Below are 24,799 nucleotides of genomic sequence, written 5' to 3'. Positions count from 1 at the left end.
TCCTCCGATTAGGCGACTGGCCCGGAACCGTTGGCGCCGCGGCCCGCAGCACGGATCATCTGCCGCCAATGCCCGGGTGTGACGCCATAGGCGCGCTTGAACTGGCGGATGAAGTGGCTTTGGTCGGCAAAGCCCGCCTGCAGCGCCGCCTCGGCGAAGCTCTCGCCGGCCACCAGCAGGTCACGCGCCCGTTCCAGGCGCCGCATGACCAGATAGTTATAGGGCGCTGTCCCGAAATGGGTGCGGAACTGGCGTGTCAGTGAAAAACGGTCGAGGCCGCTCACTTTCTCCAGCGCGTCCGAGGTCACCAGTTCGGCGCAATGTGCATCGAGGAACTGCCGCGCAAGGTCGGCTTCGCGGTAGGCATTTTTCTGCGGCCTGCCGCGCGCTGATTTCCGCGCGGTGGGATCATTGGCGATGAGCGCCTCGGCCAGGGTCGTTACCACATTGTCGGCCGCCAGTTCTTCCAGTGGCTGATCGATATCGCCCAGGGCCTGGCGTAAGGCGGCAACCAGATGCGGCTCTTGCGAGACCGCCTCGCGCAGGAAGGGAAGATGCCGGACACGGCCACCCAGCGCCGCGGTGATGAGGTGCGGCGCCACATAGATCATGCGATAGCGAAAACCCTCGACGACGCCGGCGCGGCCGTTATGGGACTCGTCGGGATGCAGCACCATGACCTGGCCAGCAGCACTGTCCTGGCGCGCGCCGCGATAATCGAAGCTCTGCACGCCGGACAAAGTGAGTCCCAAGGCATAGGTGTCGTGGCGATGATCATCATAGGCATGACCGGTAAAAAAGGCTTCCAACCGCCCGATGCCCGGTGCGGCCGGGGCATAGCGCAGCCAGTCCCGGTGCCCATTTCCGCAGGATCGTTCAAGACCCACTGATTTCGGCTCGGCTATTTTCCGGCCCATGACAGACATGCCTCAACGTTTCGACACCAAGATCGCCATCCTGGTCCGCGCGGACCTCGCCACCTGGCAGAAGCTCAATGTCGCCAGCTTCCTGGCCGGCGGCCTGCCCGGATCCTACCCGGAATTACCGGGTGAATTCTATCGCGACGGATCGGGCAAGCATTACGGCAAGCTCATCCGCCAGCCGATCCTGATCTTTGCCGCCAGCGGCGCGGAACTCGCGCGCACCCGCCAGCGGGCCAGCGACCGCAACCTGCAGGTTTCGATCTATACCCGGGAATTGTTTGCGACCGGCAACGACCAGGACAACCGGGCCGCGGTGGCCGCCGTGCCGACGGAGGCCCTCGACCTCGTGGGGCTCGCCATCCACGCCCCGCGCAAGGAAGTCGACAAGGTGGTGAAGGGACTAAGCCTCCACGGCGATTAGCTGCCGCAGTCCTACCGCTGTTTCGGGATCGGCCGGCAGGAAGGTCTCGATGGCCAGTTCGGCGAGGGTGACGTCGACCGGCGTGCCGAACACCATCGTTGTGCTGAGAAAGGATAGGACGCCCTGGGATGTCCGCAGGCGCAGCGGCACGGCAATCGCCGATCCAGGCGCGGCCGGGCCAGCGTCATGGACGGGCGTTGGATAGTCCAGCAACTCCCTCAGCAGATCCTGCAGCAGCTGATCGCCGCTGATGGCGATCTGCCGCTTGAGCCGGTCGAGCAGGTGATGGCGCCATTCCCCGAGATTGACGATGTGCGGTGAGAGACCCTGGGGATGCAGGCTGAGGCGCAGCACATTGACCGGTGCGGCCAGAAGATGCGGCGCGGCCCCCGCAACCAGTGGCGCCACCGCGCGATTGGCGGTGATCAATTGCCAATGCCGGTCGATGGCGAGCGCTGGATAGGGTTCATGGGCGGCGAGCAGCGCGTCGATCGCAGCCCGCGCCGGGGCCAAGGACGGATCGTCGAGACCGCGTTCCGGATAGAGCGGTGCAAAACCCGCCGCCAGCAGCAGCAGGTTGCGATCGCGCAAGGGAATCTCCAGCCGGTCGGCCAGGCGCAGCACCATCTCGCGGCTGGGCGCCGCGCGGCCGGTTTCCAGGAAGGACAGATGCCGGGCCGAAATCTCCGCCTCCAAGGCAAGATCGAGCTGGCTCAGGCGCCGACGCTGGCGCCAATGGCGCAGATGATCGCCGGCGCTCTGCAATGTCGTGGTGACGGCTGGTATCTGCATGGGGCCGATCATAGCGTGGCGACATTATCGCCGCCATTACCTCCCGGGTAATCGACGCATGGTTTTGGCCGCGCCAAATTCCGTTCGTTCGACGAAACCCCTGAGGAGGAACATCATGATCAATGCACAGGAACTGGCCCGGACTTACATCGCCTGCTGGAACGAGATCGATATCGACCGGCGGCGAGCCATGTTGGAAACGAACTGGTGCACCGATGCGGAATATGTCGATCCGATGATGCAAGGGACCGGCCGCCAGGAAATCGACGCCCTCATCGCCGCGGTACATGCGCGCTTTCCCGGCCATAGCTTCACGCTGAAGGAGGGGGCCGTGGCGCATAACAACCGCCTGCGCTTTTCCTGGTTCCTCGGTGCCAATGGCGACCGAGCGGCTTCACCCATCGCCCATGGCACCGATTTCGTGATCGTCAGCGGCGACGGGCGGATCGCGAGCGTCACCGGCTTTCTCGACCAGGTCGCAGCGTGAAACCGGTCACCCGATGCTGGTAAGTTGGCGGGAAATCCCGTCGCGTGTCGGAAGCGGTCCGCAGAGATCCGGGGCGTGCGGTTACTCCGCCGCCTTGGACTGGCGCAGGGGCAGTTCGGACAGGGGCAGTTCAGTCTGGGCCCGCAGCGGTGGCGTTGCCCAGAGCTTGGCAATGTCGCCCCGTGGCATGGGCTTGCCCAGCAGATAGCCTTGGGCCTGGTCGCAATCCTCGTTCTGCAGCCAGGCGAGCTGGGTCGGCGTCTCCACGCCTTCCGCCGTGACCGTGATCCGCAGCGAGCGGCCGAGCGCGATGACCGCGCGCACGATCGACATGGAATCCGGATTCTGCTCCATCGCCCAGATGAAGGAGCGGTCGATCTTGATCTTGTCGAAGGGGGAAACGCTGCAGGTAGCTCAAGGATGAGAAGCCGGTGCCGAAATCATCGAGCGAGATGTGGATACCGGCATTCTTGAGAATGGTGAGAGCCGCCAGCGTACGCTCGGTATCTTCGATCAGCACACCCTCGGTGATTTCCAGTTCGAGCCGGTTCGGGGCAAGGCCCGTTTCGGCTAGAATGGCGAGGATCTGCTCGGCAAGGTCCGGTTGGCGGAACTGAATGGGCGAGAGGTTGACGGCCACAATCTTGTCATCGGGCCAGCCGGCCGCCTCGCTGCAGGCGGTGCGCAGGACCCAGGCGCCCAATTGCATGATAAGCCCGCTTTCCTCGGCCAGCGGGATGAAGTCCGCCGGCGAGATGGGGCCGCGTTCCGGATGGCGCCAGCGCAGCAGCGCTTCGCAGCCCAGCACGGTCAATTGATCACAATCGAGCAGCGGCTGGTAGTGGAGCTCCAACTGCTCGGTCATCAAGGCCTGGCGCAGATCGCGTTCCAGATGCCGGCGCTCCTGCAGCCGCAGGTCCATCTCGGATTCGAAGAAGCGGAAGGTGCCGCCGCCCGACGCCTTGGCGCGGTCGAGGGCGTTATCGGCGGCACGCACCAGCTCATCGCCGCTGATTCCGTCGCTGGGATAGAGGGCGATACCGATGCTGGTGCCGATGACGATGTGATGGCCGCAGATGCAGAAGGGTTCGGCGATCGCCTTCACCAACCGGTCGGCCATCACCGCCGGCCCGTCGGGATGCGAGAGGCCGACCTGGATGAGGGCGAACTCGTCGGCGCCGAGACGCGCCACGGTGTCGTCGGCGCGGATCGATTCGGTGAGGCGGAGCGCTACCTGACGCAGCAGTTCGTCGGCGATTTCCGGACCCAGCAGATCATTGACCGGTTTGAAGCGGTCGAGGTCGAGACAGAGCACAGCCACGGTATTGCCACCGCGCTTGGCACGCGCCATCGCCTGGCCGAGACGGTCACGAAACAGGTTGCGATTGGGCAGCGAGGTCAGCGCATCGTGATGCGCCATATGCAGGATGCGCTCCTCCGCGGCCTTCCGCTCGCGGATGTCGCGCACGGCGACGACCCGCGCATCGCCATTCTCGAACGGCATGGTGCGGGCGTGAATTTCGACCGGAATGGCGCTGCCATCGGCATGGCGCAGATTGATCTCGATGGGTGGATCGCCGGCGACCGGCGCTTCGCCCCTTGCCAACTTCGCCAGTTGCGCGCGGAGCTGGTCATGGCTGGAGGGAGCGCAGAGATCGAAGAGGTTGCGACCGATCAGCATTTCCTGGGGCCAGCCGACAATCGCGGCCATGGCGGTGTTGGCGTCGATGACAATGCCATCGCGGTGGATGACGAGACCTTCGAAGGTGGCATCTGCCAATTGGCGAAAGCGCGCTTCACTTGCCCGCAGCCGAACCTCGCTGGCCCGCAACTCGGCCGCTTCCGCCGTCGCCCTTGCCGAGCGCGGCAGCAGCCGCAAGACGACCAGGCCGAGACCGAGCAAGGCCAGCAATGAGGCCAGCGCAAATGACAGCTGGACCGGGTGCTCGGCAAATATCTCAAGGGCGCGCAGCATCTAGGGCCTTTTTCGATTCCCCGGAGCCATCCCCGGTTGGCCACCCGGTCAGATCCGGGCCGTCCAAGCCTTATAAACAGGAGAGTCTGAATCAGAGATTAACGTGCCCACACGATAGTATGAGCTGAAAATATTCCTGGGGCAGTCACACCAGGAGGAACGCCTTTCCAGCTGCCTCAGCCGACGAAGAGTTCCAGCTGCCACTCCATTTCGGCGGTGGTCAGCGGATAGTCGGTGCCACCGCGCGGATTCAACGCCTGATGCGGCGGGATGCCGGCAATCTTCAATTGCAGTTGCAGCGCCTGGCGCATGGTGAGCTTGGACTTCCAGGCCAAGGCCGTGACCGCCTTGGCGCTCATCGACGACATGATCTTCTTGACGATGACCGGGTTGAGCCCGGCATCGCGCCCCAGCGCCGCCATGACCTGGTCGCGCTTGCCGCCGGCGATGGCGGCACTCATCGCCTCCTCGTCGCCCACGGGCGGTGTTGCCTGGCTGTCGCCGGCATCCTTCTGCTTGGCTTCGGCGGCGAGGCGCTTCTTGACCGCCTTGGCCACGGCCTTCGCCGTCGATTTGTCGAGATCGGGCCGCGCAGTGAGCAGATCGAACAGCGAGGAGGAGACGAATTCCGCGAGGCGCTTGACCGCGTTCATCGGCAGCAGCGGCCGGCGCACCAGCGGTTCCTGCCATTCCTCGACGGCGGGCGCCTTGTCGAGGATGAGGTCAAGCGTCTCTTCCCGGATCTGCGCGCTCTTGTTGTTGAGGAGGTCGGTGATGGTATCGGTCTCGTCCGGCACCTCGACCGCCGCCGCGACGATCGCATCCGCCAGCCGGTCGCCGATCCGGCGCCGCTTGGCGATGGCGGTCAGCGCGCCGCGAATGGGGCCGCTGCTGATGATCTCCATGAGATCGTCATCGGTGAGGATCGGTGAATATTGCAGCACCGGCCCGGCGACCTTGATCTCGAGATCGCGGGCCAGTTCCTGGATGAGATGGGCGGGTGCGTCGGTGAGGTCTTTCAATGCCTCGGCAACGATGCGCCGCACCTTCAGCGCCTGGTCGCGGGCCAGGGTTTCCAGCACCTCGATGGTGAGGTCGCGGATCTGGGTGCGCGCTTCCTGCGAAAGCTGCGGGGCGAGGCGCGCGATCTTGACGGCCAGCAATTCACGGACGCCGATATCGGTATCGCGCGCCAAAAGCAGATCGGCCTGGCGCGGCGTTGTTTCGTTGCCGGCGATGGCACGACGCACATCGGCCGATTTGTCCTCGGCCAGGAAATAGAGGATTTCCGGCCGCAGATCGTTGCGCGCCGCCAGCGCGCGGCGTTGCGCATCACTGCCGGCCGCCGCCAGCCGCTTGGCTTCTTCGTATTCCATCTCTACTCCACCAGCACGAAACCGCCCTTGCCGCCATGCTTGATCCGGTACATGGCGTCGTCGGCCCGCGCCATCAGCGCTTCCAGCGAATCAGGTTCGCTCCCGCGCAGCATGGCGATACCGATGGAAAAGCCGAGCGGCTTTTCGCAACCCGGCGCAAAACGCGCCAGCGATTTCGCCGCCACCTGCAGCGCTTCCGCCTTCACCACCGCTTCGTCGCGGTCGATATCGTCGAGCCAGGCCACGAACTCGTCGCCGCCCAGCCGGCCGATGGGATCGCGCGCGCGCAGTTGGGTACGCAGGATATCGGCGGTGGCCACCAGGGCGGCATCGCCCTGGGCATGGCCGAAGCGATCGTTGACCTGTTTGAAGTTGTCGAGGTCGACATAGATGAGCGCACCGCCATGCTGGTCGTGGCGCGCGCGTTCGACCATCCGTGCCAGCGTGTGCTCGAAGCCGCGCCGATTGAGGAGACCGGTGAGCGCGTCGGTGGTCGAGAGATGCTGCAACTGCTCATGACCCTTCAACTGCTCCATGAGGACAGCCAGCTGTTCGGCGAGTTCCCCCAGCAGGAAGAGATCGTCGGCCAACCAATCACCCCGCGCGATGTCCCGCCACAGGAGCAGGACACCCACTTTGCGGCCATCGTAGCGGCATAGAAAGGCACGGCCCAGCAGCTGGCCGTCCTGGCTGATCGCAACACCTTCCGGCGCACGGGCCGCGGCCTGGATCAGCAGCGGATCGGCGGCGCTCGATGTGCCGCCGAGATGCTCTACCCCGATGCCGTCGCTGGCCAAGCGACCGACGCTGCCGATCTCGGCACCCACGGCCTGAATGGCGGTGTTGAGCGCGGTGGCGATGGCAGCCGCCGGTTCGATCGTGCGGCGCAGGGTGCGGAGCAGATGGACGACCAGGCGCTCGCGGTGGCGCGCCTCCGCCAGTTCCGTTTCGCGTGCCTTCTGCGCAGTGATGTCGCGGGCAAGGCCCCGGGCACCACGGAAGGGGCCGGATGTCGCCAGGGGCTGGCCCTGGACCAGCAGGCAGATCGGGCGGTCGCCCTGGGCCTGCATCCAGATCTCGGTGCCGCCATGGACGCCGGTGCCGGCGAAAGCCTGCTCGGCGCCCTCGGCAAGGGCGAATTCCTGCGGCTTGCGGCCGATGAGCTCGCTGGGTGCATAGCCCATGGCGAGGGGACCGGAGACAAAGGCGAAGGCGCCCTCGCCATCCACTTCCCAGGTGAAATCAGCGGCGGCGTCGATGAGCTCCTTGAAACGCTGCCGTGAATCGATCAGCGCGCCGCGGAGCGCCCGTTCCAGGCTGATGTCGCGGCCGAGCAACAACACGCCCTCCCCGGCCGCCGCCAGGGCCTGGCCATTGCCACAGGGCAGGAGCGAGAGGTCGAGTGACTGGACCTTGCCATCGGCGGCAGTGATTTCGAGGGCCGCGATGCGGCTGGCCGTCCCGCCCTTCGCCGCCAGCAGGGCGTTGGCGAGTTCCGGGGCGGTGCCGCCAGCAGGGAGATGAGCGGGGCCGCAGCCGCATTGGCTGCCAGGATCCGGTCGTCGCCGCCCAGCAGCAGGGCCGGGTTGCGGTCCACCGAGAAGGGCGCGTCAGCGGCAGACAGGCGGTGGGCCGCGGCAAGCGGCGACTCGTCTGATCCGGGTTCTGGCGGGGTGATCGTGGCCATCATGGCGGAGAGATTGCCTTTTCCATGATTAATACCGTGTTAAGCCCCGCGTCACGGCTTGCGAGCCGCGGCCTCAGGCCATAAGGTCCGGGCGAGAGTTTTCGGGTTGTGCAATTCGCGGAAAGCCGTTGGCTGCCATGTCGTCGCCAGTAGTCTCGTCAGGTCGACAAAGTTCGGGCCAACAAGGTTCGGGCCAATAATGTCCTCAAGCGGAACAAAACCGGTCGGTACCTGGATTTTCGACCTCGACAACACGCTCTATCCTGCGTCCTGCCGGCTGTTCGACCAGGTGCAGGTGCGCATCCGTCAGTATATCCGGACAAATCTGGGGCTTTCCGAAACGGGGGCCCTGGCCCTGCAGAAACGTTATTTCCAAGAGCATATGACGACCTTGCGCGGCCTCATCGTCAATGACGGGATCGATCCCCACGGGTTCCTCGATTTCGTGCATGCGATCGACCTCGACGGGCTTCAACCCAATCCGACGCTGGATGCGGCGATCGCCGCCCTGCCCGGCCGCAAGGTGATCTTCACCAACGGCTCGGTCCAGCATGCCGAACGGGTCATGGCGCGGGTCGGCATCGGGGCGCATTTCGAGGCGATCTTCGACATCGTCGCCTCGGATTTCGTGCCGAAGCCCGATCCCGGCGTCTACCGGCAACTGTGCGATCAGTACCGCATCGATCCCACGACCGCGGTCATGATCGACGACATGCCGCGCAACCTTGCCCCGGCACATCAGCTCGGCATGACCACGGTGCTGGTCAAAACCGATGACGAATGGGCCGGGCCAGAGGTCGATCCATCTTTCATCCATCACGTGACCGAGGACCTCGCCGGTTTCCTGGCGCCCTATGGCACGCCCAAGACATCCACTTTGGAGAGCAAGCTATGAGTAATTTGTCGGAGATCATCGACGCCGCCTGGGAAAAGCGGACCGAGATCAGTTCGGCCACCAAGGGCGATGTGCGTGATGCCGTCACCGAGGCGCTGGCCAAGCTGGATGACGGCAGCTACCGCGTCGCCGAGAAGGTCGGCGGCAAGTGGCAGACCCATCAGTGGCTGAAGAAAGCGGTGCTGCTGAGCTTCCGCCTCAACGATTCCTACCATGTGCCGGGTGGCGGCATGTTCCCATCCGGCCAGTCGGCCTGGTTCGACAAGGTGCCGTCGAAATTCGCCGGCTGGGACGAAGCGCGCTTCAAGGCCGCGGGCTTCCGCGCGGTACCCGGCGCCGTGGTGCGCCAGAGCGCCTATGTGGCGCCCAGCGTCGTCGTCATGCCGAGCTTCATCAATGTCGGCGCCTATGTGGATAGCGGCACCATGGTCGATACCTGGGTGACGATCGGGTCCTGCGCCCAGGTTGGCAAGAACTGCCACATTTCGGGCGGTGTCGGCCTCGGCGGTGTGCTGGAGCCCCTGCAGGCTGGCCCGGTCATCATCGAGGATGATTGCTTCGTCGGTGCGCGCTCGGAAGTGGTCGAGGGCGTCGTGGTCGAGACCGGTTCGGTCATTTCCATGGGCGTCTTCATCGGCGCCTCGACCAAGATCATCGACCGTGCCACGGGCGACGTGCATTACGGCCGCGTCCCGGCCTATTCCGTGGTGGTCCCCGGCGCCCTGCCCGGCAAGCCCCTGCCGGACGGGACACCTGGCCCCAGCCTCTATTGCGCGGTCATCATCAAGCGGGTCGATGAGAAGACGCGCTCGAAGACCTCGATCAACGATCTGCTGCGGGATTGATGATCTTGGACCCCGTCAAGCTTGCCCAGGAGCTCATCCGCCGTCCTTCGGTCACACCGAAGGATGAAGGCGCCATCGGCGTGCTGGAAGCGGCCCTGGCAGCGGCGGGGTTCAGCAATCACCGGCTCGCCTTCGCCGCACCCGGCACGGCCGAGATCCAGAACCTCTATGCCCGGGTGAGCGGCGACCGGCCGGGCCGGAACATCTGCTTTGCCGGCCATACCGATGTGGTGCCGGTCGGAAGGGTCGAAAGCTGGACGGTCGATCCCTTTGCGGGGGAGATCGTGGGCGGCCAGCTCTATGGCCGGGGTGCCGCCGACATGAAGAGCGCCATCGCTGCCTTCGCCGCGGCGGCCGCCCGTTTCGTGGCGAAGCGCCAGGGCAAATTCGCCGGCGCCATCTCATTGCTCATCACCGGCGACGAGGAAGGCCCGGCGGTCAACGGCACCAAGCCGGTCCTTGATTGGCTGGCGGACAAAGGCGAAAAGCTCGACGCCTGCATCGTCGGCGAGCCGACCAATCCCGCGAAGCTGGGCGAGATGGCCAAGATCGGCCGGCGCGGCAGCTTCACGGGGCGTCTCACCGTGCACGGGATCCAGGGTCATTCCGCCTATCCGCATCTGGCCGACAATCCCATCCATCGCCTCTCGGCGATGATCGCAGCACTCACCGTGCCGCTCGACGAGGGATCAGAGCATTTTCCGGCGACCAGCCTGCAATTCGTGACGGTCGATGTCGGCAACCCGGCCAACAACGTCATCCCGGCGGAAGCCAAAGCGGTGTTCAATTCGCGCTTCAACGATCTTTATACGGCGAAGAGCCTCGAAGCCGAGATCCGGCGCCGATTGGATTCGGTTGGCGGCCGCTATGATCTCATCTGCGAATGCTCGGGCGAATCCTTCCTGACCCCGCCGGGTGATTTGTCCGCCTTGCTGGTCGCGGCGGTCAAGGCCGAGACGGGCCTTACGCCGGAACTCTCCACCACGGGCGGCACCTCGGATGCGCGCTTCATCAAGAATTTCTGCCCGGTGATCGAGTTCGGCCTGGCCGGTGCCACCATGCACAAGGTCGATGAACATGTGCCGGTGGCGGATATCGAGGCCCTGAGCCGCATCTATGAACGCGTGCTAGACGCTTACCTGGATGCCTAGCTGGACCGAGGCACGGGCGGCGGTCATCGGCATGAAGCTGCTGCTGCGCTTCGAGGCCGGCTTCGTGCAATGGTTCGACCGCAGCCATGCCGGTGCATTGCGGTCCTTCTACCTGATGATCCCGGTCTTTCCGCTGTTCCTCTATCTGCGGTTCGGGGAGTTCGGTGTATCGCCGGACGCGACGGCCTTCCGGGTCGTCAGCCTGACGCTGATCAATTACGCCCTGAGCTGGATCATGTTTCCGCTGATCCTCATCGTCCTTGGCCGCGCCATCGAGCGCGAGGGACAGGCGATTGCCGCGATCGCCTGCTATAACTGGGTCAACTTCGCCTGGGCGATCCTGGCCTGCCTGCTGACGTTTGCGGGAAGTGCGGGACTGCTCGGCGATTGGTCGGAGACGGCCTCCACACTCCTCGTTCTGGCCTCCTTGATCTACGAAGCCTATATGCTGCGCGTGCTGCTCGGCATCGGCTATGGCGGCGCCATCCTCCTTGCCGTGGTCGATTACCTGCTGATGTGGAGCCTCTTCATCCTGCTGATGTCGCCGGTGATCTATCTGCCCAGCAGCTAGGGCGGCGTCATTTGACCGAGAAGCTCGCCCCGGCAAGGCGCATATAGGCGTCGTCGCGCATCAGCCGCACATCGTAATTGCCCGCCGGCAGCACATCGCCCAGCATGTCCTTGTCGAGCACCAGCGATCCGCTCACCGCCGAGTTGACGTAGAAGAAGTACTGGTAATTGTCCTCGGCCGGATCGTCCTTGGCATAGATGCCCAGCCAGTCGAAGCGATTGCCTGGCGCATCGGCCCAGGTGACGGTGATCGCATCGCCGCTGGCATAGGTCGTCTTGTCGGTGGCGACGCTGGGCCGCGTGCCGGCGGCGCGCACCCAGAACGGTGCCCGCGCCAACTCCTTGCCGGCGGAATCGACCAGCGCCGCATCATAGGCGCCAGGCGCCAACGTCGATGTGCCGAAACTCATGAGGCTCGCGCGGTCGGTGCCGTTGTTGGTGTAGAGGGTTGCCAAGGGCGCTGCGACATCGCCGCCCGATGGCAAAAGGGCGACGCGCCCGTCTTGAACACGGCCATCATCGGTCGCGCCGTGAAAGCGCACATCGACCGCATCGCCCGCCATGACGCCGCGCTTGAGCGGCGACACCATGGTCGGTGCCGGACCAGGTGTTACTTCCAATGTCGCCACCACCGCGCGGTGATCGGAGGGCCAGGGCGAGACGGCGATGTCCGTATCGGGCATCGCGGGGTCGCCGAGGATTTCCGCCGCCGTTGCTTTCACCGGCCCCAGGATCTGGATGAGGTCGATCCGGTCGAGGGCTTCATTGGCGTCGACATGCGGGAACGGATAGCCGTAGCTCCAGGTGATGCCGGGCTTCGTCACCGGATCGGGATGCACCGCGCGATAGGCGTCGGTGAAGCCCGCATCGGAAAGCGCCCTGGTCACCGGCCAGTCGATGGTCGCGGTGATCTGCGCGCGCTGGCCCACCATGGCAGCGGTCCAGTCGAGATGCGAGGGGGTGTTGAAATCGCCGACGATGACGACCGGCGTGCCGCCTTCAGCCAAGGCCTGCAGCGGCGCGATATAGGCTTCGATCGCCGGCAGACGCGTTTCCTTTTCCAGCGCCACGATCTCATCCACTGATTTCCCCTCGTCGCGCAAGGCGTAGGGGCCGTAAGGATCGGAGGGCAGATGCACATCGGCGACCGCGATGAACTTGCCGGGGCTTACTTCGGCAAAGACATAGTTGAGATCGTTGCCGTCCGGGCCGATCGCGGTCGGTGGCGCAAAGAGGGGTACGCGCGCGAGGATGTTGCGGTTGGCGGCGGCATAGGGCCAGCCCAACGCCGCGGCAATCTCGGCGGTGCGGCCTTCCGCTTCCTGCAGGCAGACGATGTCGGCGCCGGAGGCCTCGATTGCCTCGATCACCTTGGCGAAATTCACCTGATCGCCGCCCAGGAAGATGTTGAAGGTCATCACCTTCAGCGAGAGCGGCGCGTCGGCCGCAACGGCCGTTCCCGGCAGCAGCGACAACGCCATGAACACGGCCAAACGCCGAAGCCAAAAAAGCATGCCCGCCTCCCCCGCTCTTTTTCAAGTGTGGGGGAGTTTCCAATTAATGTTGAATAAAGTCAATTATTTCAGTTTTTTAATAGTGAATATCTGAACTGTCATTCAATATATTTGGCATGGAATCAAATGCTTGGATATACCAACCTCACGGATATTTTTCCCGTCTTATCGAGCTATCAGCAATCCTGCGCCAGAATGAGCGATTGGCTCTTCATGTCGACGCCGAAGGTGCATTCGTAAGGTTCATCCGGCACCGAGCCATCGCCATTGGCGCCGTAGCACACCATGCCGTTGCCGTATTTGGAGAGGCGCCCGACGCATTCATCCTCGACAGGCTGCATCGGGAAGGCGTCCCACATCTTCTGCGCCGGCGCACCGGTGATATAGAAGACGGCAACGTCCTTGGGGGCTGCGTCGCTCTCGGCATCGAGTCGCGGCATCATGTCGAACTCGCCTTCAAGCGGGATGATGGTCTGCTCCTGCGCTTCGGCGGACGTGCGGTCGAGCGGCCCGAAGAAAGCGACACCGCCGGCCAGAGCCGCCACCACGCCAAGATAGAGCGCGCATTGCTTGCCCACGTTGAGGACCGGCTCCATGCGGTTGGTACTATTGTCGTTGCTCATGACTGAACTTCACCCAGGTTAGACAAATGTTGTTGTTTACTTGCAAGGCGAGGCATCAGGACTGCCTGCACAAAATTTCAGACCCTGCACGAACCCGTTCAATGCCGCCACGACGGCGGGATCTGACGGGCTGTCAAATTCGGTCACGTCTCCGGTTCGACGCGAGTAGTGCGCCTCGACATATGCCGCTGGAGTCTCAACGACAGTGTAGACGCCGACTTCAGACTGACCAATTTCAAGCCCTGGAACGACCATGTTTTCAGTCGCTCGGCACCCCAGAAGCGCCGTGGTCGCGGGAAATCCCGCGACGGACTTTCCTGGCAATGGCTCATAGACGAAAGATGTTGGGCAAGCCTGATAGATGCTCTGGGCAAGCAACTCCATGACTTGCATGGCCTTGGCGCCTGGAAAAACGTCAAGGGCGAAACTGCGAACGCTGACAAGCTCCGTCCACTCGTAAACCGTTTGACCGTTCGGAACGAATTCGACAAGGGATTGGCGTCCATCATCCGCGACATAGTCAGGATCAGACTGAACTTGTTCGAAGGTGAGCGGCACGGATAGCTGCTGACCTTGAAGGAGAACAATGACGTTCTGGCGAAACGTGGGAGCGACCGTCCCGCTATCGGCGAGGGTGTCTTGCGCAGCAGCTACACCTTGGCAAAAGCAAAGACCAAGCGAACAAACCGCAAAGACCAATCCCCGACGCCGCATTGCACGAAAGAACATCAGTTGGCCTGCTTGTTCTGTTTCTGGAATTTGCGCCATTTGGCGACGTTCTTGAGATGGCCGTCCATGGTTTCGGCAAAGGCATGACCGCCTGTGCCATCGGCCACGAAATAGAGTTCCTTGGTGTCCTTGGGATGCAGCACCGCGGTCAACGCCGCCTCGCCCGGATTGGCGATCGGCGACGGCGGCAGGCCGGCGATGACATAGGTGTTGTAGGGACTGTCGAGCTTGAGATCGGCATAGGTGAGATCGCGGCCCAAGGGCGCCTTGCCGAGCGTCACGGCATAGATGACCGTCGGATCCGATTGCAGGGCCATGCCCTTTTTCAGGCGATTGTGAAACACGGCGGCGACGCGGGCGCGTTCGTCCTTGAGACCGGTTTCCTTCTCCACGATCGAGGCCAGGATGACCGCCTCATACGGGCTGTCGAGGTTGACCTTGGGATCGCGCTTCTCCCAGAGCCGCGCCAGCATCTCGGTCATGTTGCCTTTCATGCGCTCAACCAGCGCACCCCGGCTGTCGCCCCGCACGAAGAAATAGGTCTCCGGCAGCAAGGTGCCCTCGGCAGGGGGCGGCGGCAGCGGGCCTTCGAGCAGGGGCGAAGCCTGCAGCGCATCGAACATTTCGCGCACGGTCCAGCCTTCGGCCAGCGTGATGCGGTGGAGGACGGATTTCCCCTCGATCAGCACCTGCATGGCGCCGCGCGGAGACGCCGCGGTCGGGAAGCGGAATTCGCCGGCATGGAGCGGCTGGTCCTTGGCAAAGAACTTGACGCCGAGCTTGAAGACCAGCGGGTTCTCGATGACACCTTCCTTGGCGAGGAGATCGGCGATGGCCCCCACGCCGCTGCCCTTGGGGATCACCAGCACGGTCTCGTTCCGCAGGGGACCGCCGGCATTGAAGGCGTTCCAGAACCAGGCACCGGCACCGCCGCCGATCAGGACGATGATGAACAGGAACCCGGCGACGATTTCGATCAGCGTCTTGCCGCGGAGACTCATGGCAGCAACCCCATCAGCAGCGTCATGAGGATGAGCGGCATCAGGAGCGACAGATGGGCGGTCATGCCGGACCCACGTTCATATCGGGCGGCTCGCGCTGGCGGCCGTCAGTTCACGCCGGTGAAAATGACGCTGGCATTGGTGCCGCCGAAGCCGAAGGAGTTCGACAAGGCGGTCTTGATCTTGCGGGGCTTGGCCTGCTTGGGCGCCAGGTCGATGTCGCAGCCCTCGGACGGATTGGTGAGGTTGAGCGTCGGCGGCGCGACCTGGTCGCGGATCGCGAGGATCGAGAAGATCGCCTCGACCGCACCTGCTGCACCCAGCAGATGGCCGATCGCCGATTTGGTCGATGACATGGTGAGCTTGTAGGCGTGGTCGCCAAACAGGCGCTTCACCGCATTCAATTCGATCTCGTCACCGAGCGGCGTCGAGGTGCCGTGGGCATTGATATAGTCGATATCCTCAATATTCAGCTTGGCGCGCTTGAGGGCGGCGGTCATGGCGCGGAAGCCGCCATTGCCGTCCTCGGACGGGGCGGTGATGTGATAGGCATCGCCCGACATGCCGTAGCCGATCACCTCGGCATAGATCTTGGCGCCGCGCTTCTTGGCGTGCTCGTATTCCTCGAGCACCACGATGCCGGCGCCTTCGCCCATGACGAAGCCGTCGCGGTCCTTGTCCCAGGGACGTGACGCGGCGGTCGGATCGTCGTTGAACGCGGTCGACATGGCACGCGCGGCGCAGAAACCGGCAAAGCCGATCCGCCCGATCGTGGCCTCGGCACCGCCGGCGACCATGACGTCGGCGTCATCCAGCATGATCATGCGCGCGGCATCGCCGATCGCGTGGCTGCCGGTCGCACAGGCCGTCACCACGGAATGGTTGGGTCCGCGGAAGCCGTATTTGATCGAGACATGGCCGGAGACAAGATTGATAAGGCAGGACGGCACGAAGAACGGGCTGACCCGGCGCGGCCCCTTTTCCTTGAGGATGATCGCCGTGTCGTAAATGCCATTGAGGCCGCCGATGCCGGAGCCGATGAGAACGCCGGTTCGGTCGAGCTGTTCCTGGTCGGTGGGCGCCCAGCCGCTGTCTTCCACCGCTTCGGTCGCGGCAGCGACACCCATGATGATGAACGGCTCCATCTTCTTCTGGTCTTTGCCGGAGACATATTCATCGGGATTGAAATTGCCCGAAGCTTTGTCGCCCAGCGGTACCTGGCCCGCCACCTTGCAGGGCAGGTCGGAGACATCGAAGCTCTGAATGCCGCTGAGGCCGGATTCGGCTTTCAGCAACCGCTTCCAAACATGTTCCACACCAACACCCAGGGGCGACACGATGCCCATACCGGTGACGACCACGCGACGCATGATGTCCTCGCTCACTCTTTGCCGTTAACCTCAGGTACCCATCCACCGATAGGGGGCCGATTGCTCGGGTCCCGCATCACTGGATCCAGAAATCGTTTGGGCCCCGAAACAGGGGCCCGCACGGGAATTCCTAAACACCCCGACCGATTTTCAGGATCAATTGCTTGACCTTGTGCATCGGTCGGATTTTGGCTTAGGCGGATTTCGACTTGATGTAGTCGATGGCGTCTTTCACGGTCAGGATCTTCTCGGCCGCGTCATCAGGGATTTCGCAACCGAATTCCTCTTCGAAGGCCATGACCAGCTCGACCGTATCGAGGCTGTCCGCGCCCAGATCGTCGATGAAATTCGCACCTTCGGTGACCTTGGCTTCTTCCACGCCGAGGTGCTCGATCACGATCTTCTTCACGCGCTCAGCAACATCGCTCATCTCTGTCTTCCCTTGTTTGAGCCGGCCATTGATCCTGGCCGACGGTCCTTGCAGTTATTACCCGAATTCCGCACCCGAATATTGGTTCCGTCCCGCTATGTCAGGTGAATCAGAAGCCATTGGTCAGCGGTCACTTAACACAACTCTGCGGGACTTGACCAGTAGTGCCCGCGCAAGGTCGGTCGATCACATAAAAATGTAATCAGATCATGGCCATACCGCCATTCACGTGGAGTGTCTGACCAGTCATGTAGGCGGCCTCGTCGCTGGCCAGATACACGACCGCTGCGGCGATCTCACTGCTTTGGCCCATGCGTCCCATCGGGATCTTGGGCAGCAACTGGCTGTGCTGCTCCTCATTGAGGGCGCCAGTCATGGCGGTTTCGATGAAACCGGGGGCGACGCAGTTTACTGTGATACTGCGCGACGCCAGTTCCTGCGCCAGCGCCTTCGACATGCCGATCATGCCGGCCTTGGCCGCGGCGTAATTGGCCTGGCCGGGATTGCCGGTAACGCCGACGATCGAGGTGATGCCGATGATGCGGCCGAAGCGGCGCTTCATCATGCCGCGCATGGCGGCGCGCGCCAGGCGGAAGCCGGCCGTGAGGTTGACGTCGAGGACCTTCTGCCATTCCTCGTCCTTCATGCGCATGGCGAGATTGTCGCGGGTGATGCCGGCATTGTTGACCAGGATGTCGAGCTTGCCCATGGCAGCTTCGGCTTCTTTCACCAGGCCTTCGGTCGAGGCGGCGTCGGAGAGGTCGGCCACCACCACATGAACGCGTTCCTTGAGCTCGGCCGCGACCGCTTCCAACGCATCGCGCCGCGTGCCGGACAAAGCCACAGTCGCACCTTGCGCATGTAATGCCTTGGCGATGGCGCCACCGATACCGCCGGAAGCGCCCGTCACAAGTGCTGTCTTGCCGGTCAGGTCGAACATCATGGCATGAACTCCATTAGCCTAGGATTTTGAGGGCAGCATCGATATCAGCGGGCTGGCCCACGGATTGGCTCTCGATTTCCTTGTCGATGCGCTTCACGAGACCAGAGAGCACCTTGCCGGCGCCCAGTTCGAAGATTCGCGACACACCCAGTGTTTTCAGGGTCTGGACGCTTTCGCGCCAGCGCACCGTTGCGGTCACCTGCTCGACCAGCAGCTTGGCGATGGTAGTGGGATCGGAGACCGGCTGCGCCGTCACATTGGCGATGACGGGGACCACGGGCATCATGATGTTGGTCTTGCCCAAAGCCTCCGCCATGGCGTCGGCCGCGGGCTGCATCAGCGGGCAATGGAAGGGCGCCGAGACCGGCAGCATGACCGAACGCTTGGCGCCGGCTTCCAGCGCCAACACGCCCGCCCGCTCGACGGCAGCCAGCGCGCCGGAGACGACGACCTGGCTTGGATCATTGTCATTGGCGATCGCACAGACGAGTTTGGTTTCTTCCGCCGCCTGCGCTGCCACTTTCTGGGCGCGTTCGAGATCAAAATTGAGAAGGGCCGCCATGGCGCCCTCGCCCACCGGCACGGCCTTCTGCATCGCCTGGCCGCGCAGTTTGAGGAGGCGCGCGGTATCCGCCAGCGTGAAGGCACCGGCGGCGGCCAGCGCCGAATACTCACCAAGGCTGTGGCCGGCGACAAAGCCTGCCTTGTCGGCGAGGCGGAAATTCCCTTCCGTCTCCAGCACACGGAGGACCGCGATCGAGACCGCCATCAAGGCCGGCTGGGCATTTTCGGTGAGCGTCAGATCGCTCTCCGGACCCTCGAACATGAGCTTGGAGAGTTTCTGCACCAGCGCCTCGTCGACTTCCTCGAACACCAGCCTTGCCGATGTGAAGGCCTCGGCCAGGGCCTTGCCCATGCCGACGGCCTGTGACCCCTGGCCCGGAAACACGAAAGCGCGCATCAACGTCCCTCCCATGAAGAGTGCCGGGCTTAGACCCCAACTGGCCCCCTGCCGTCAACCCGGAACGGGCTATATAGTCAGGACCTGTCAAACGGGAGGGCAAGCCATGCAAAGAGGCAGCTGCCATTGCGGCCAGGTGAAATTCGAGGTCGAAGGGACCTATGGCGACGTTATCGAGTGCAATTGCTCGCATTGCAGCCGCAAGGGCTATCTCTTGTGGTTCGTGCCCCGGGACAAGCTGCGCCTCAGCTCGCCGGAGGTCCAATTGGGCACCTACAAGTTCAATAAGCATGTGATCGCACACCATTTTTGCCCGACCTGCGGCTGCGCGCCCTTCGGTTTCGGCGTTGGCCCCGATGGGTCCGCCACGGCCGCCGTCAATGTCCGCTGCCTGGAGGGGATCGACCTCACCACCCTGACGCGGATTCCCTATGACGGGCGGAGTGCTTAAGGTCCCCTCTCCCCGCAAGAGCGGGGCGAGGGCGGGGTGAGGGGCCTTTCAGGCCGAATCCCGCCCAATCCCTTGCATTTCCGGGGGGCCTGTGTATAACCCGCCCGTCCATAGCCCTGCCGACCCTCCGTCACTCTTCTGAGTGCCACCCGCTGACGGTGCGAGGGGATCGGCTAGGTCCGTGAAATGATTGGATTTTCCAGTCAGATCCGCTGATGCGTTGCCGATCGTCGGCAAACCAGCAACGGGCCGCTAAGAGCCAGAGGGAGTTGCTTAATGCCGTTCTACGAGAACGTCTTTATTGCGCGCCAGGATGTCACTGCCCAGCAGGTCGACACCTTGGCCGAAACCTTCACCGGCATCATCACCGCCCAGGGCGGTCAGGTGCTCAAGAAGGAATATTGGGGCCTCAAGGGTCTCACCTACCGCATCAACAAGAACCGCAAGGGCCATTACGTGCTCTTCAACATCGATGCCCCGGCCGGTGCCATCGCCGAAGTTGAGCGCAACATGCGCCTCAACGAAGACGTGCTGCGCTATCTGACCGTGCGCGTCGACGAACTCGAGGCCGGTCCCAGCGCCATGCTGCAGTCCAAGGGCCGTGATCGCGAAGGCCGCGAAGGTGGCCGTGGCGAGCGTGAGGGTGGTCGCGAAGGTGGTCGCAGCTTTGGCGGCGGCCGTGATCGTGACGACCGTCTGCGTCCGGGTCGCGACGGTGCCCCGCGCGAGGGTGGTTTTGGTGGCCGTGACCGTGGCGAACGCCCGGCCGCTGTCGCTGCCGAAGGTGAAGGAGATCGTTCATGAGCGAGTTTGATCGTGGCGGCCGCGAAGGCGGTCGTGAGGGTGGACGCGATGGCGGCCGAGACGGTGGTCGTGAAGGCGGCCGCGAAGGTGGTCGTGGCGGCGCCGCGGGTGGCCGTCGTCCGTTCTTCCGTCGCCGGAAGTCCTGCCCCTTCTCCGGCCCCCAGGCGCCGAAGATCGATTACAAGGATGTGAAGCTGCTTGGCCGCTTCATCTCCGAACGCGGCAAGATCGTGCCGAGCCGCATCACCGCGGTCAGCAACAAGAAGCAGCGTCTGCTCGCCCAGGCGATCAAGCGCGCTCGCTTCCTTGGCCTGCTGCCCTACGTGTTGAAGTAAGGAGAATAGGATCATGGAAATCATCCTGCTCCAACGCGTCGAAAAGCTGGGTCACATCGGCGACGTCGTCAATGTGAAGCCGGGCTTTGCGCGCAACTTCCTGCTGCCGCAGAAGAAGGCGCTCCGCGCCACCGAAGAGAACAAGAAGCGTTTCGAGACGCAGCGCGCGCAGATCGAAGCCAACAATCTGAAGCTTAAAGAAGAAGCGCAGAAGATTGCCGGCAAGGTTGACGGGCTGAAGGTGGTCCTTATCCGCCAGGCCTCGGAAACCGGCATCCTGTTCGGCTCGGTCTCAAGCCGCGATATCGCCGAAGGCGTCACCAAGGCCGGCTTCACCGTCGACCGCCGCCAGGTGGTCCTCGACAAGCCGATCAAGACCCTGGGGCTGCACCCGGTTCGGGTTGCCCTGCATCCTGAAGTCGTCGTCACCGTCACCGCGAACGTCGCGAAGTCGGAAGACGAAGCCGTCATGCAGGAAAAGGCCGGTGGTTTCATCGCCAAGACCGAGGACGATGACACCCCCGATCTCGACAAGCTGCTTGCCGAGGCCGCCGAGGCCACCGGCGAGACCGCGTCGGAAGAAGCCTGAGCCTAAAGCCTGGTCGCAAGGCCAGGTTCGCTACCAGAACGGCCGTCCCCCACGAAATCTCTGGGGGGCGGCCGTTTTTGTTTGCGGACCTGGGACAGGCGGTCGCGGGCCGGGTGCATTGCTTGCGAGCCAGTACGCGGCCGGACTAGACTGCCATCAACGACATGAAACAGTTCTTCACCCCGCGCGCCGGCATCCAACCGGCTCCCAAGACCCGTCGCTGGATCACACTGGCCGCTGGAATGCTGGCGCTGTGCCTGCAGGCCATGGCGCAGGTGATGCCGGCCGATGCCATGCAGAACGCCATGCGCGTGGCGGCCGCTACCGCCGACGAGATGCAGAGCTTTGCCGGTACCTGCCTCGGCTTCAGCCAGCGCAGTGATGGACAGCCGGCCAAGTCCGGCAATCATGCCAGCTGCCCGGTCTGCTTCACCCTGGCGCAGTCCCACGGCTTCGCCCCCGCCCCGGTCGATCCTCCAACAATGACGGCTTGGGCGCTGCCGATCGTGGCCAGCATGCCGGCCACTCGGCCCGCGCAGTCCCTGGCTGCGGCCGCCTTCGCCTCGCGCGCACCGCCGGCAAGCTCCATCGCCTGACCACCGCACCGGTGCCCTGCACCGGCCAGATTGTTCATTCCCAGATTGTTCATTCGAGGGAGACATCCCATGAACCGGCGCGCCTTGCTGGTTTCCGCCGTGGCCGTTGCGGCCGCTTCGGGCATCGGCGCCAGTTATTTTCTCAACAACAAGCAGGTGACCCAGACCCTGTCCGTGGGCGGCCCCTTCAAGCTCATCGGCACCGATGGGCAGGAAGTCACGGAAGCGGCGCTGAAGGGGAAGTATTCCCTGTTCTTCTTCGGCTTCACCTTCTGCCCCGATGCCTGCCCGACCGCCCTCAACACCTTCTCGCTGGTGCTGGGGAAGCTCGGGCCGGATGCCGACAAGGTCCAGCCGGTCTTCGTCTCGATCGATCCCGCCCGCGATACACCCGCGGTGCTGAAGGAATATCTCAGTTCCTTCGATCCGCGCATCATGGGCCTCACCGGGTCACCAGAGGTGATCGCAGAAACCGCCAAATCCTTCCGCGTTTATTACGCCAAACAGGGCGAAGGCGAGTTCTATCTGATGGATCACAGCACGGCGATCATCGTCATGAACCCCGAATACGAATATGCCGGCGTTCTCGCCGGCAACATGCAGCCGGATGAAATGGTCATCCGGCTCAAGGAAATCATTGCTCAAGGAGCCTGAACTTATGACCCGTCTTGCCACGTTCCTGCTTGCCTGCCTGCTGACGTTCACCGGTCTCGGCAGTGTCGCCTCGGCCCACGAACAAAAACTGGGCGATTTGGTGCTGCACCACGCCTGGTCGCGCGCCAATCCCGCCGGCGCCAAGAGCGGCGCCGTCTTCGTCACCATCGAGAATACCGGCGATACACCCGACCAGTTGCTGGGTGCCAGTTCCGACGTCGCCGCCATGACCGAGGTGCACCAGATGTCGATGGAAAACGACGTCATGACCATGAAGCCGGCCGGAATCCTCGATATTCCGGCCCATGGCAAGGTGGAGTTGAAACCCCATGGCCTGCATATCATGCTGATGGGGTTGAAGCAGCGCTTTGCCGAGGGCGATACCTTCGCGGTCACCCTGACATTCGCCAAGGCCGGGTCCGTGACCCTGCAGGTCGTGGTCGAAAAGGTCGATGCGATGGACGCCGATCATTAAGGGAGGCCAATTGGCTTTCGACCGTTCCTGGCTGTGGGCGCCGGCATTGCTTTGTGCCGGCGCCTTTCTCTACACGCTCTATCAGGCGACGATGAGCGCCATCGATTCCTATGGGACCAGGCAAGGCGCTGTCCTCTATCAGGCACATTGCGCCGCCTGCCATGGCAGCGCGTTGGATGGGCAGGAAGGCTGGCAGCTTGGCAGTCTCGCCGCGCAAGGCTGGCGCGCACCGCCCTTGACCGCATCCGGTCATGCCTGGATGCATGACGACAAGGCCTTGTTCCAGCACGTCAAGAATGGCGCGGCTGGTTCACCCATGCCGGCATTCGGCGAAAAACTATCGGACAATCAGATCTGGCAGGTTTTCGCTTTTGTCAAAAGTCACTGGCCCGAAAGTGTCCGTCGCTTTCAGATGGCGGGCGATCCCTATGCCTTGCTGCCCGCCGACCTCCCGACGGATTGGACCTACCCGCCGGCCTGCGAGCCGGGTGCCGCACCTGGTGCTTTGACGCCACGCTTTTAGACTGCTGCAATTGCTCTCGATCGTCATGCCCGGCGAAGGCCCGGCATGACGATCGAGAATCTGTGATTTCCACATTGTCAATGCAGCGATTTGCGACTCGCAGATAATGTTATCATCCCCGTTATCCACAGCTATCCACAGGTGATGGTGCGCGCTATCGCCGGAAGCCTCTGTTAGGGTCGCCGCCATGGAAGCAACACAACAGACCAATGTCACGCGGCTGCGCGGGAATGACGGCTCGACGCCGACGCGCACGCCACCCGTCAATTACGAAGCCGAGCAGGCCTTGCTCGGCGCCGTGCTCGCCAACAATCTGGTCTATGACCGGGTCAACGAATTCCTGCGCCCGGAACATTTTGCCGATCCCTTGCATGGCCGCATCTTCGCCGCCATCGGCAAGCTCATCGAACGCGGGCAGATCGCCAATCCGGTGACCCTCAAGAACCTGTTCGACCAGGACGGGGCGCTGTCCGAAATCGGCGGTGCCACCTATCTCGTGCAATTGGCGCAGGCCGTCGTCACGGTGATCAATGCCGAGGATTACGGCCGCACCATTCACGACCTCTATCTGCGGCGGCAGTTGATCGATCTTGGCGAGGTGACGGTCAACGAGGCCTTCATCCACGATACCGACGTTACCGCCATGCAGCAGATCGAGCAGGCGGAATCGAAGCTGTTTGTTCTGGCCGAAACCGGCCAGGTCGAGGGCGGCCCCAAGGATTTCAAGACGATCGTGGTTTCCGCGCTGCAGATGGCGGAAGCGGCCTATAAGCGTGACAGCCATCTGACCGGCGTCACCACGGGCTTGACCGATATCGACCGCAAACTGGGCGGTTTGCAGCCCTCCGACCTCATCATCCTGGCCGGTCGCCCCTCCATGGGCAAGACGGCCTTGGCCACCAATATGGGTTTCAATGCGGCCAGCGCCTTCAAGGAAGGCGATACCGGGACCCGCTACAAGGTCGCCTTCTTTTCGATGGAAATGTCATCGGAACAGCTCGCCTTGCGTATCATGGCGGAGAAGTCGGGGGTGTCATCGGACCGGATCCGCCGCGGCGACATCAAGGGCGATGAGGAGTTCATCCGCGTCGTGGAATCCGCCAACGAGATGAGTTCGGCCGGTTTCTTCATCGACGACACCCCGGCGCTCACCATTCCAGCGCTCCGCACCCGCGCGAGGCGGTTGAAGCGCCAGCATGGGCTCGACCTCATCATCATCGATTACCTGCAGCTGATGCGCTCGGCCAACAACCGCGGCTCGGAGAACCGGGTGCAGGAAATTTCGGAAATCACCCGCGGCCTCAAGGCCATCGCCAAGGAATTGAACGTGCCCGTGGTGGCGCTCTCGCAGCTTTCCCGCGCCGTCGAACAGCGCGACGACAAGCGCCCGATGCTCTCCGATCTGCGTGAATCGGGTTCGATCGAACAGGACGCCGACGTGGTGATGTTCGTCTTCCGCGAGGAATATTATCACGAGCGCAGGAAGCCCGGGGACCACGAGGCCGACAAGATGCAGGAATGGCAGCGCGAGATGGAGCGCGTCCACAACGTCGCCGAAGTGATCATCGCAAAGCAGCGCCATGGTCCGATCGGCACGGTCCCGCTGCAATTCGAGGGCATGCTGACCAAGTTCAGCGATCTGCTGCGGAGCGACTACATACCGGCGCAGACCGAATAGG

27 protein-coding genes and 1 pseudogene are annotated in these 24,799 nt (G+C 63.4%); 15 read left to right on the top strand and 13 right to left on the bottom strand.

The window, feature by feature from the left end; translation table 11 throughout:
* Positions 1-8 precede the first annotated feature (8 nt).
* Entirely contained in the window at positions 9-917 is a 909-nt protein-coding gene (locus IPK59_16160) for an AraC family transcriptional regulator (GenBank protein MBK8160232.1), read from the bottom strand.
* On the opposite strand from IPK59_16160, the gene IPK59_16155 reads away from it, so the two are divergent.
* Positions 916-1,344 (top strand): DUF2000 domain-containing protein, encoded by a 429-nt coding sequence (locus tag IPK59_16155; GenBank protein ID MBK8160231.1) that lies wholly within the window; start codon positions 916-918, stop codon positions 1,342-1,344. The two genes, IPK59_16160 and IPK59_16155, sit on opposite strands and share 2 nt — an antisense overlap.
* On the opposite strand, the gene IPK59_16150 is transcribed toward IPK59_16155, so the two are convergent.
* Complete coding sequence (locus IPK59_16150; protein MBK8160230.1) at positions 1,324-2,136, bottom strand: helix-turn-helix transcriptional regulator; 813 nt, start codon at positions 2,134-2,136, stop codon at positions 1,324-1,326. The genes IPK59_16155 and IPK59_16150 overlap by 21 nt on opposite strands.
* A 115-nt stretch (positions 2,137-2,251) precedes the next feature.
* Between IPK59_16150 and IPK59_16145 the strand changes: the two genes are divergently transcribed.
* On the top strand, positions 2,252-2,623 hold the full coding sequence (locus IPK59_16145) for a nuclear transport factor 2 family protein (GenBank protein MBK8160229.1): 372 nt from the start codon (positions 2,252-2,254) through the stop codon (positions 2,621-2,623).
* Between the two features lie 130 nt (positions 2,624-2,753).
* On the opposite strand, the gene IPK59_16140 is transcribed toward IPK59_16145, so the two are convergent.
* The 3 genes from IPK59_16140 to IPK59_16130 all read right to left on the bottom strand — a co-directional run bounded on the left by IPK59_16140 (position 2,754) and on the right by IPK59_16130 (position 7,314).
* Positions 2,754-4,598: an EAL domain-containing protein gene (locus IPK59_16140; protein ID MBK8160228.1), complete on the bottom strand. Its 1,845-nt coding sequence runs from the start codon at positions 4,596-4,598 to the stop codon at positions 2,754-2,756.
* 176 nt (positions 4,599-4,774) lie between these two features.
* On the bottom strand, positions 4,775-5,974 hold the full coding sequence (locus tag IPK59_16135) for a DUF2336 domain-containing protein (protein ID MBK8160227.1): 1,200 nt from the start codon (positions 5,972-5,974) through the stop codon (positions 4,775-4,777).
* 2 nt (positions 5,975-5,976) lie between these two features.
* Positions 5,977-7,314, bottom strand: a complete 1,338-nt coding sequence (locus tag IPK59_16130; protein ID MBK8160226.1) for a diguanylate cyclase — start codon at positions 7,312-7,314, stop codon at positions 5,977-5,979.
* 546 nt (positions 7,315-7,860) lie between these two features.
* Between IPK59_16130 and IPK59_16125 the strand changes: the two genes are divergently transcribed.
* The 4 genes from IPK59_16125 to IPK59_16110 are packed head-to-tail and all read left to right on the top strand — an operon-like array spanning position 7,861 to position 11,123.
* On the top strand, positions 7,861-8,556 hold the full coding sequence (locus IPK59_16125) for a pyrimidine 5'-nucleotidase (protein MBK8160225.1): 696 nt from the start codon (positions 7,861-7,863) through the stop codon (positions 8,554-8,556).
* Complete coding sequence (gene dapD, locus IPK59_16120; protein ID MBK8160224.1) at positions 8,553-9,401, top strand: 2,3,4,5-tetrahydropyridine-2,6-dicarboxylate N-succinyltransferase; 849 nt, start codon at positions 8,553-8,555, stop codon at positions 9,399-9,401. The genes IPK59_16125 and dapD overlap by 4 nt, the downstream gene beginning before the upstream one ends.
* Positions 9,401-10,552: a succinyl-diaminopimelate desuccinylase gene (dapE, locus tag IPK59_16115; GenBank protein ID MBK8160223.1), complete on the top strand. Its 1,152-nt coding sequence runs from the start codon at positions 9,401-9,403 to the stop codon at positions 10,550-10,552. Before dapD ends, dapE begins: the two co-directional genes overlap by 1 nt.
* Positions 10,545-11,123 carry a hypothetical protein gene (locus tag IPK59_16110; protein ID MBK8160222.1) on the top strand — a complete coding sequence of 193 codons (579 nt, stop codon included), beginning with the start codon at positions 10,545-10,547 and terminating at the stop codon, positions 11,121-11,123. The genes dapE and IPK59_16110 overlap by 8 nt, the downstream gene beginning before the upstream one ends.
* 7 nt (positions 11,124-11,130) lie before the next feature.
* Here IPK59_16110 and IPK59_16105 read toward each other — a convergent pair whose 3' ends face one another.
* The 8 genes from IPK59_16105 to fabD form a co-directional block, all read right to left on the bottom strand.
* A complete protein-coding gene (locus IPK59_16105) occupies positions 11,131-12,636 on the bottom strand; it encodes an endonuclease/exonuclease/phosphatase family protein (GenBank protein ID MBK8160221.1) in 1,506 nt (501 codons plus the stop codon).
* Between the two features lie 176 nt (positions 12,637-12,812).
* Positions 12,813-13,259 carry a hypothetical protein gene (locus IPK59_16100; protein ID MBK8160220.1) on the bottom strand — a complete coding sequence of 149 codons (447 nt, stop codon included), beginning with the start codon at positions 13,257-13,259 and terminating at the stop codon, positions 12,813-12,815.
* Positions 13,260-13,295: 36 nt separating this feature from the next.
* Positions 13,296-14,027, bottom strand: coding sequence for a hypothetical protein (locus IPK59_16095; GenBank protein ID MBK8160219.1), 732 nt, complete (start codon positions 14,025-14,027; stop codon positions 13,296-13,298).
* Entirely contained in the window at positions 13,988-14,989 is a 1,002-nt protein-coding gene (gene mltG / locus IPK59_16090) for an endolytic transglycosylase MltG (protein MBK8160218.1), read from the bottom strand. The genes IPK59_16095 and mltG overlap by 40 nt, the downstream gene beginning before the upstream one ends.
* A gap of 107 nt (positions 14,990-15,096) precedes the next feature.
* On the bottom strand, positions 15,097-16,359 hold the full coding sequence (gene fabF, locus IPK59_16085) for a beta-ketoacyl-ACP synthase II (GenBank protein MBK8160217.1): 1,263 nt from the start codon (positions 16,357-16,359) through the stop codon (positions 15,097-15,099).
* 193 nt (positions 16,360-16,552) lie between these two features.
* Positions 16,553-16,789, bottom strand: a complete 237-nt coding sequence (locus IPK59_16080) for an acyl carrier protein (protein MBK8160216.1) — start codon at positions 16,787-16,789, stop codon at positions 16,553-16,555.
* Positions 16,790-16,991: 202 nt separating this feature from the next.
* Positions 16,992-17,729, bottom strand: a complete 738-nt coding sequence (fabG, locus tag IPK59_16075) for a 3-oxoacyl-ACP reductase FabG (protein MBK8160215.1) — start codon at positions 17,727-17,729, stop codon at positions 16,992-16,994.
* 16 nt (positions 17,730-17,745) lie between these two features.
* A complete protein-coding gene (fabD, locus tag IPK59_16070) occupies positions 17,746-18,696 on the bottom strand; it encodes an ACP S-malonyltransferase (protein ID MBK8160214.1) in 951 nt (316 codons plus the stop codon).
* A 103-nt stretch (positions 18,697-18,799) separates the two neighbouring features.
* On the opposite strand from fabD, the gene IPK59_16065 reads away from it, so the two are divergent.
* From IPK59_16065 to IPK59_16025, 9 genes and pseudogenes are all read left to right on the top strand, one after another.
* Positions 18,800-19,144, top strand: a complete 345-nt coding sequence (locus IPK59_16065) for a GFA family protein (GenBank protein ID MBK8160213.1) — start codon at positions 18,800-18,802, stop codon at positions 19,142-19,144.
* Positions 19,145-19,420: 276 nt separating this feature from the next.
* The gene (gene rpsF / locus IPK59_16060; GenBank protein ID MBK8160212.1) at positions 19,421-19,948 is read left to right on the top strand and encodes a 30S ribosomal protein S6; all 528 of its coding nucleotides are present in this window, start codon (positions 19,421-19,423) and stop codon (positions 19,946-19,948) included.
* 107 nt (positions 19,949-20,055) lie between these two features.
* Positions 20,056-20,283 (top strand): annotated as a pseudogene (locus IPK59_16055) (30S ribosomal protein S18).
* Positions 20,284-20,296: 13 nt separating this feature from the next.
* Positions 20,297-20,872, top strand: a complete 576-nt coding sequence (gene rplI, locus IPK59_16050; protein ID MBK8160211.1) for a 50S ribosomal protein L9 — start codon at positions 20,297-20,299, stop codon at positions 20,870-20,872.
* Between the two features lie 164 nt (positions 20,873-21,036).
* The gene (locus IPK59_16045; protein MBK8160210.1) at positions 21,037-21,468 is read left to right on the top strand and encodes a hypothetical protein; all 432 of its coding nucleotides are present in this window, start codon (positions 21,037-21,039) and stop codon (positions 21,466-21,468) included.
* A 69-nt stretch (positions 21,469-21,537) separates the two neighbouring features.
* Complete coding sequence (locus IPK59_16040) at positions 21,538-22,122, top strand: SCO family protein (protein ID MBK8160209.1); 585 nt, start codon at positions 21,538-21,540, stop codon at positions 22,120-22,122.
* Positions 22,123-22,126: 4 nt separating this feature from the next.
* The gene (locus tag IPK59_16035) at positions 22,127-22,597 is read left to right on the top strand and encodes a copper chaperone PCu(A)C (protein ID MBK8160208.1); all 471 of its coding nucleotides are present in this window, start codon (positions 22,127-22,129) and stop codon (positions 22,595-22,597) included.
* A gap of 10 nt (positions 22,598-22,607) precedes the next feature.
* Entirely contained in the window at positions 22,608-23,120 is a 513-nt protein-coding gene (locus IPK59_16030; protein ID MBK8160207.1) for a c-type cytochrome, read from the top strand.
* Between the two features lie 187 nt (positions 23,121-23,307).
* Positions 23,308-24,798, top strand: a complete 1,491-nt coding sequence (locus tag IPK59_16025; protein MBK8160206.1) for a replicative DNA helicase — start codon at positions 23,308-23,310, stop codon at positions 24,796-24,798.
* Position 24,799: the final 1 nt, after the last annotated feature.

It is taken from the genome of Rhodospirillaceae bacterium (assembly GCA_016712715.1).
In the GTDB taxonomy this organism is placed as follows: Bacteria; Pseudomonadota; Alphaproteobacteria; order Dongiales; family Dongiaceae; genus Dongia.
This window is presented reverse-complemented; position numbering and strand designations above follow the sequence as displayed.

Coding starts and splice junctions, on each gene's coding strand:
- IPK59_16155 (MBK8160231.1), top strand. CDS start 916: ATGACAGACATGCCTCAACGTTTCGACACCAAGATCGCCATCCTGGTC.
- IPK59_16160 (MBK8160232.1), bottom strand. CDS start 917: ATGGGCCGGAAAATAGCCGAGCCGAAATCAGTGGGTCTTGAACGATCC.
- IPK59_16150 (MBK8160230.1), bottom strand. CDS start 2,136: ATGCAGATACCAGCCGTCACCACGACATTGCAGAGCGCCGGCGATCAT.
- IPK59_16145 (MBK8160229.1), top strand. CDS start 2,252: ATGATCAATGCACAGGAACTGGCCCGGACTTACATCGCCTGCTGGAAC.
- IPK59_16140 (MBK8160228.1), bottom strand. CDS start 4,598: ATGCTGCGCGCCCTTGAGATATTTGCCGAGCACCCGGTCCAGCTGTCA.
- IPK59_16135 (MBK8160227.1), bottom strand. CDS start 5,974: ATGGAATACGAAGAAGCCAAGCGGCTGGCGGCGGCCGGCAGTGATGCG.
- IPK59_16125 (MBK8160225.1), top strand. CDS start 7,861: ATGTCCTCAAGCGGAACAAAACCGGTCGGTACCTGGATTTTCGACCTC.
- dapD (MBK8160224.1), top strand. CDS start 8,553: ATGAGTAATTTGTCGGAGATCATCGACGCCGCCTGGGAAAAGCGGACC.
- dapE (MBK8160223.1), top strand. CDS start 9,401: ATGATCTTGGACCCCGTCAAGCTTGCCCAGGAGCTCATCCGCCGTCCT.
- IPK59_16110 (MBK8160222.1), top strand. CDS start 10,545: ATGCCTAGCTGGACCGAGGCACGGGCGGCGGTCATCGGCATGAAGCTG.
- IPK59_16105 (MBK8160221.1), bottom strand. CDS start 12,636: ATGCTTTTTTGGCTTCGGCGTTTGGCCGTGTTCATGGCGTTGTCGCTG.
- IPK59_16100 (MBK8160220.1), bottom strand. CDS start 13,259: ATGAGCAACGACAATAGTACCAACCGCATGGAGCCGGTCCTCAACGTG.
- IPK59_16095 (MBK8160219.1), bottom strand. CDS start 14,027: ATGGCGCAAATTCCAGAAACAGAACAAGCAGGCCAACTGATGTTCTTT.
- mltG (MBK8160218.1), bottom strand. CDS start 14,989: ATGAGTCTCCGCGGCAAGACGCTGATCGAAATCGTCGCCGGGTTCCTG.
- fabF (MBK8160217.1), bottom strand. CDS start 16,359: ATGCGTCGCGTGGTCGTCACCGGTATGGGCATCGTGTCGCCCCTGGGT.
- IPK59_16080 (MBK8160216.1), bottom strand. CDS start 16,789: ATGAGCGATGTTGCTGAGCGCGTGAAGAAGATCGTGATCGAGCACCTC.
- fabG (MBK8160215.1), bottom strand. CDS start 17,729: ATGTTCGACCTGACCGGCAAGACAGCACTTGTGACGGGCGCTTCCGGC.
- IPK59_16065 (MBK8160213.1), top strand. CDS start 18,800: ATGCAAAGAGGCAGCTGCCATTGCGGCCAGGTGAAATTCGAGGTCGAA.
- rpsF (MBK8160212.1), top strand. CDS start 19,421: ATGCCGTTCTACGAGAACGTCTTTATTGCGCGCCAGGATGTCACTGCC.
- rplI (MBK8160211.1), top strand. CDS start 20,297: ATGGAAATCATCCTGCTCCAACGCGTCGAAAAGCTGGGTCACATCGGC.
- IPK59_16045 (MBK8160210.1), top strand. CDS start 21,037: ATGAAACAGTTCTTCACCCCGCGCGCCGGCATCCAACCGGCTCCCAAG.
- IPK59_16040 (MBK8160209.1), top strand. CDS start 21,538: ATGAACCGGCGCGCCTTGCTGGTTTCCGCCGTGGCCGTTGCGGCCGCT.
- IPK59_16035 (MBK8160208.1), top strand. CDS start 22,127: ATGACCCGTCTTGCCACGTTCCTGCTTGCCTGCCTGCTGACGTTCACC.
- IPK59_16025 (MBK8160206.1), top strand. CDS start 23,308: ATGGAAGCAACACAACAGACCAATGTCACGCGGCTGCGCGGGAATGAC.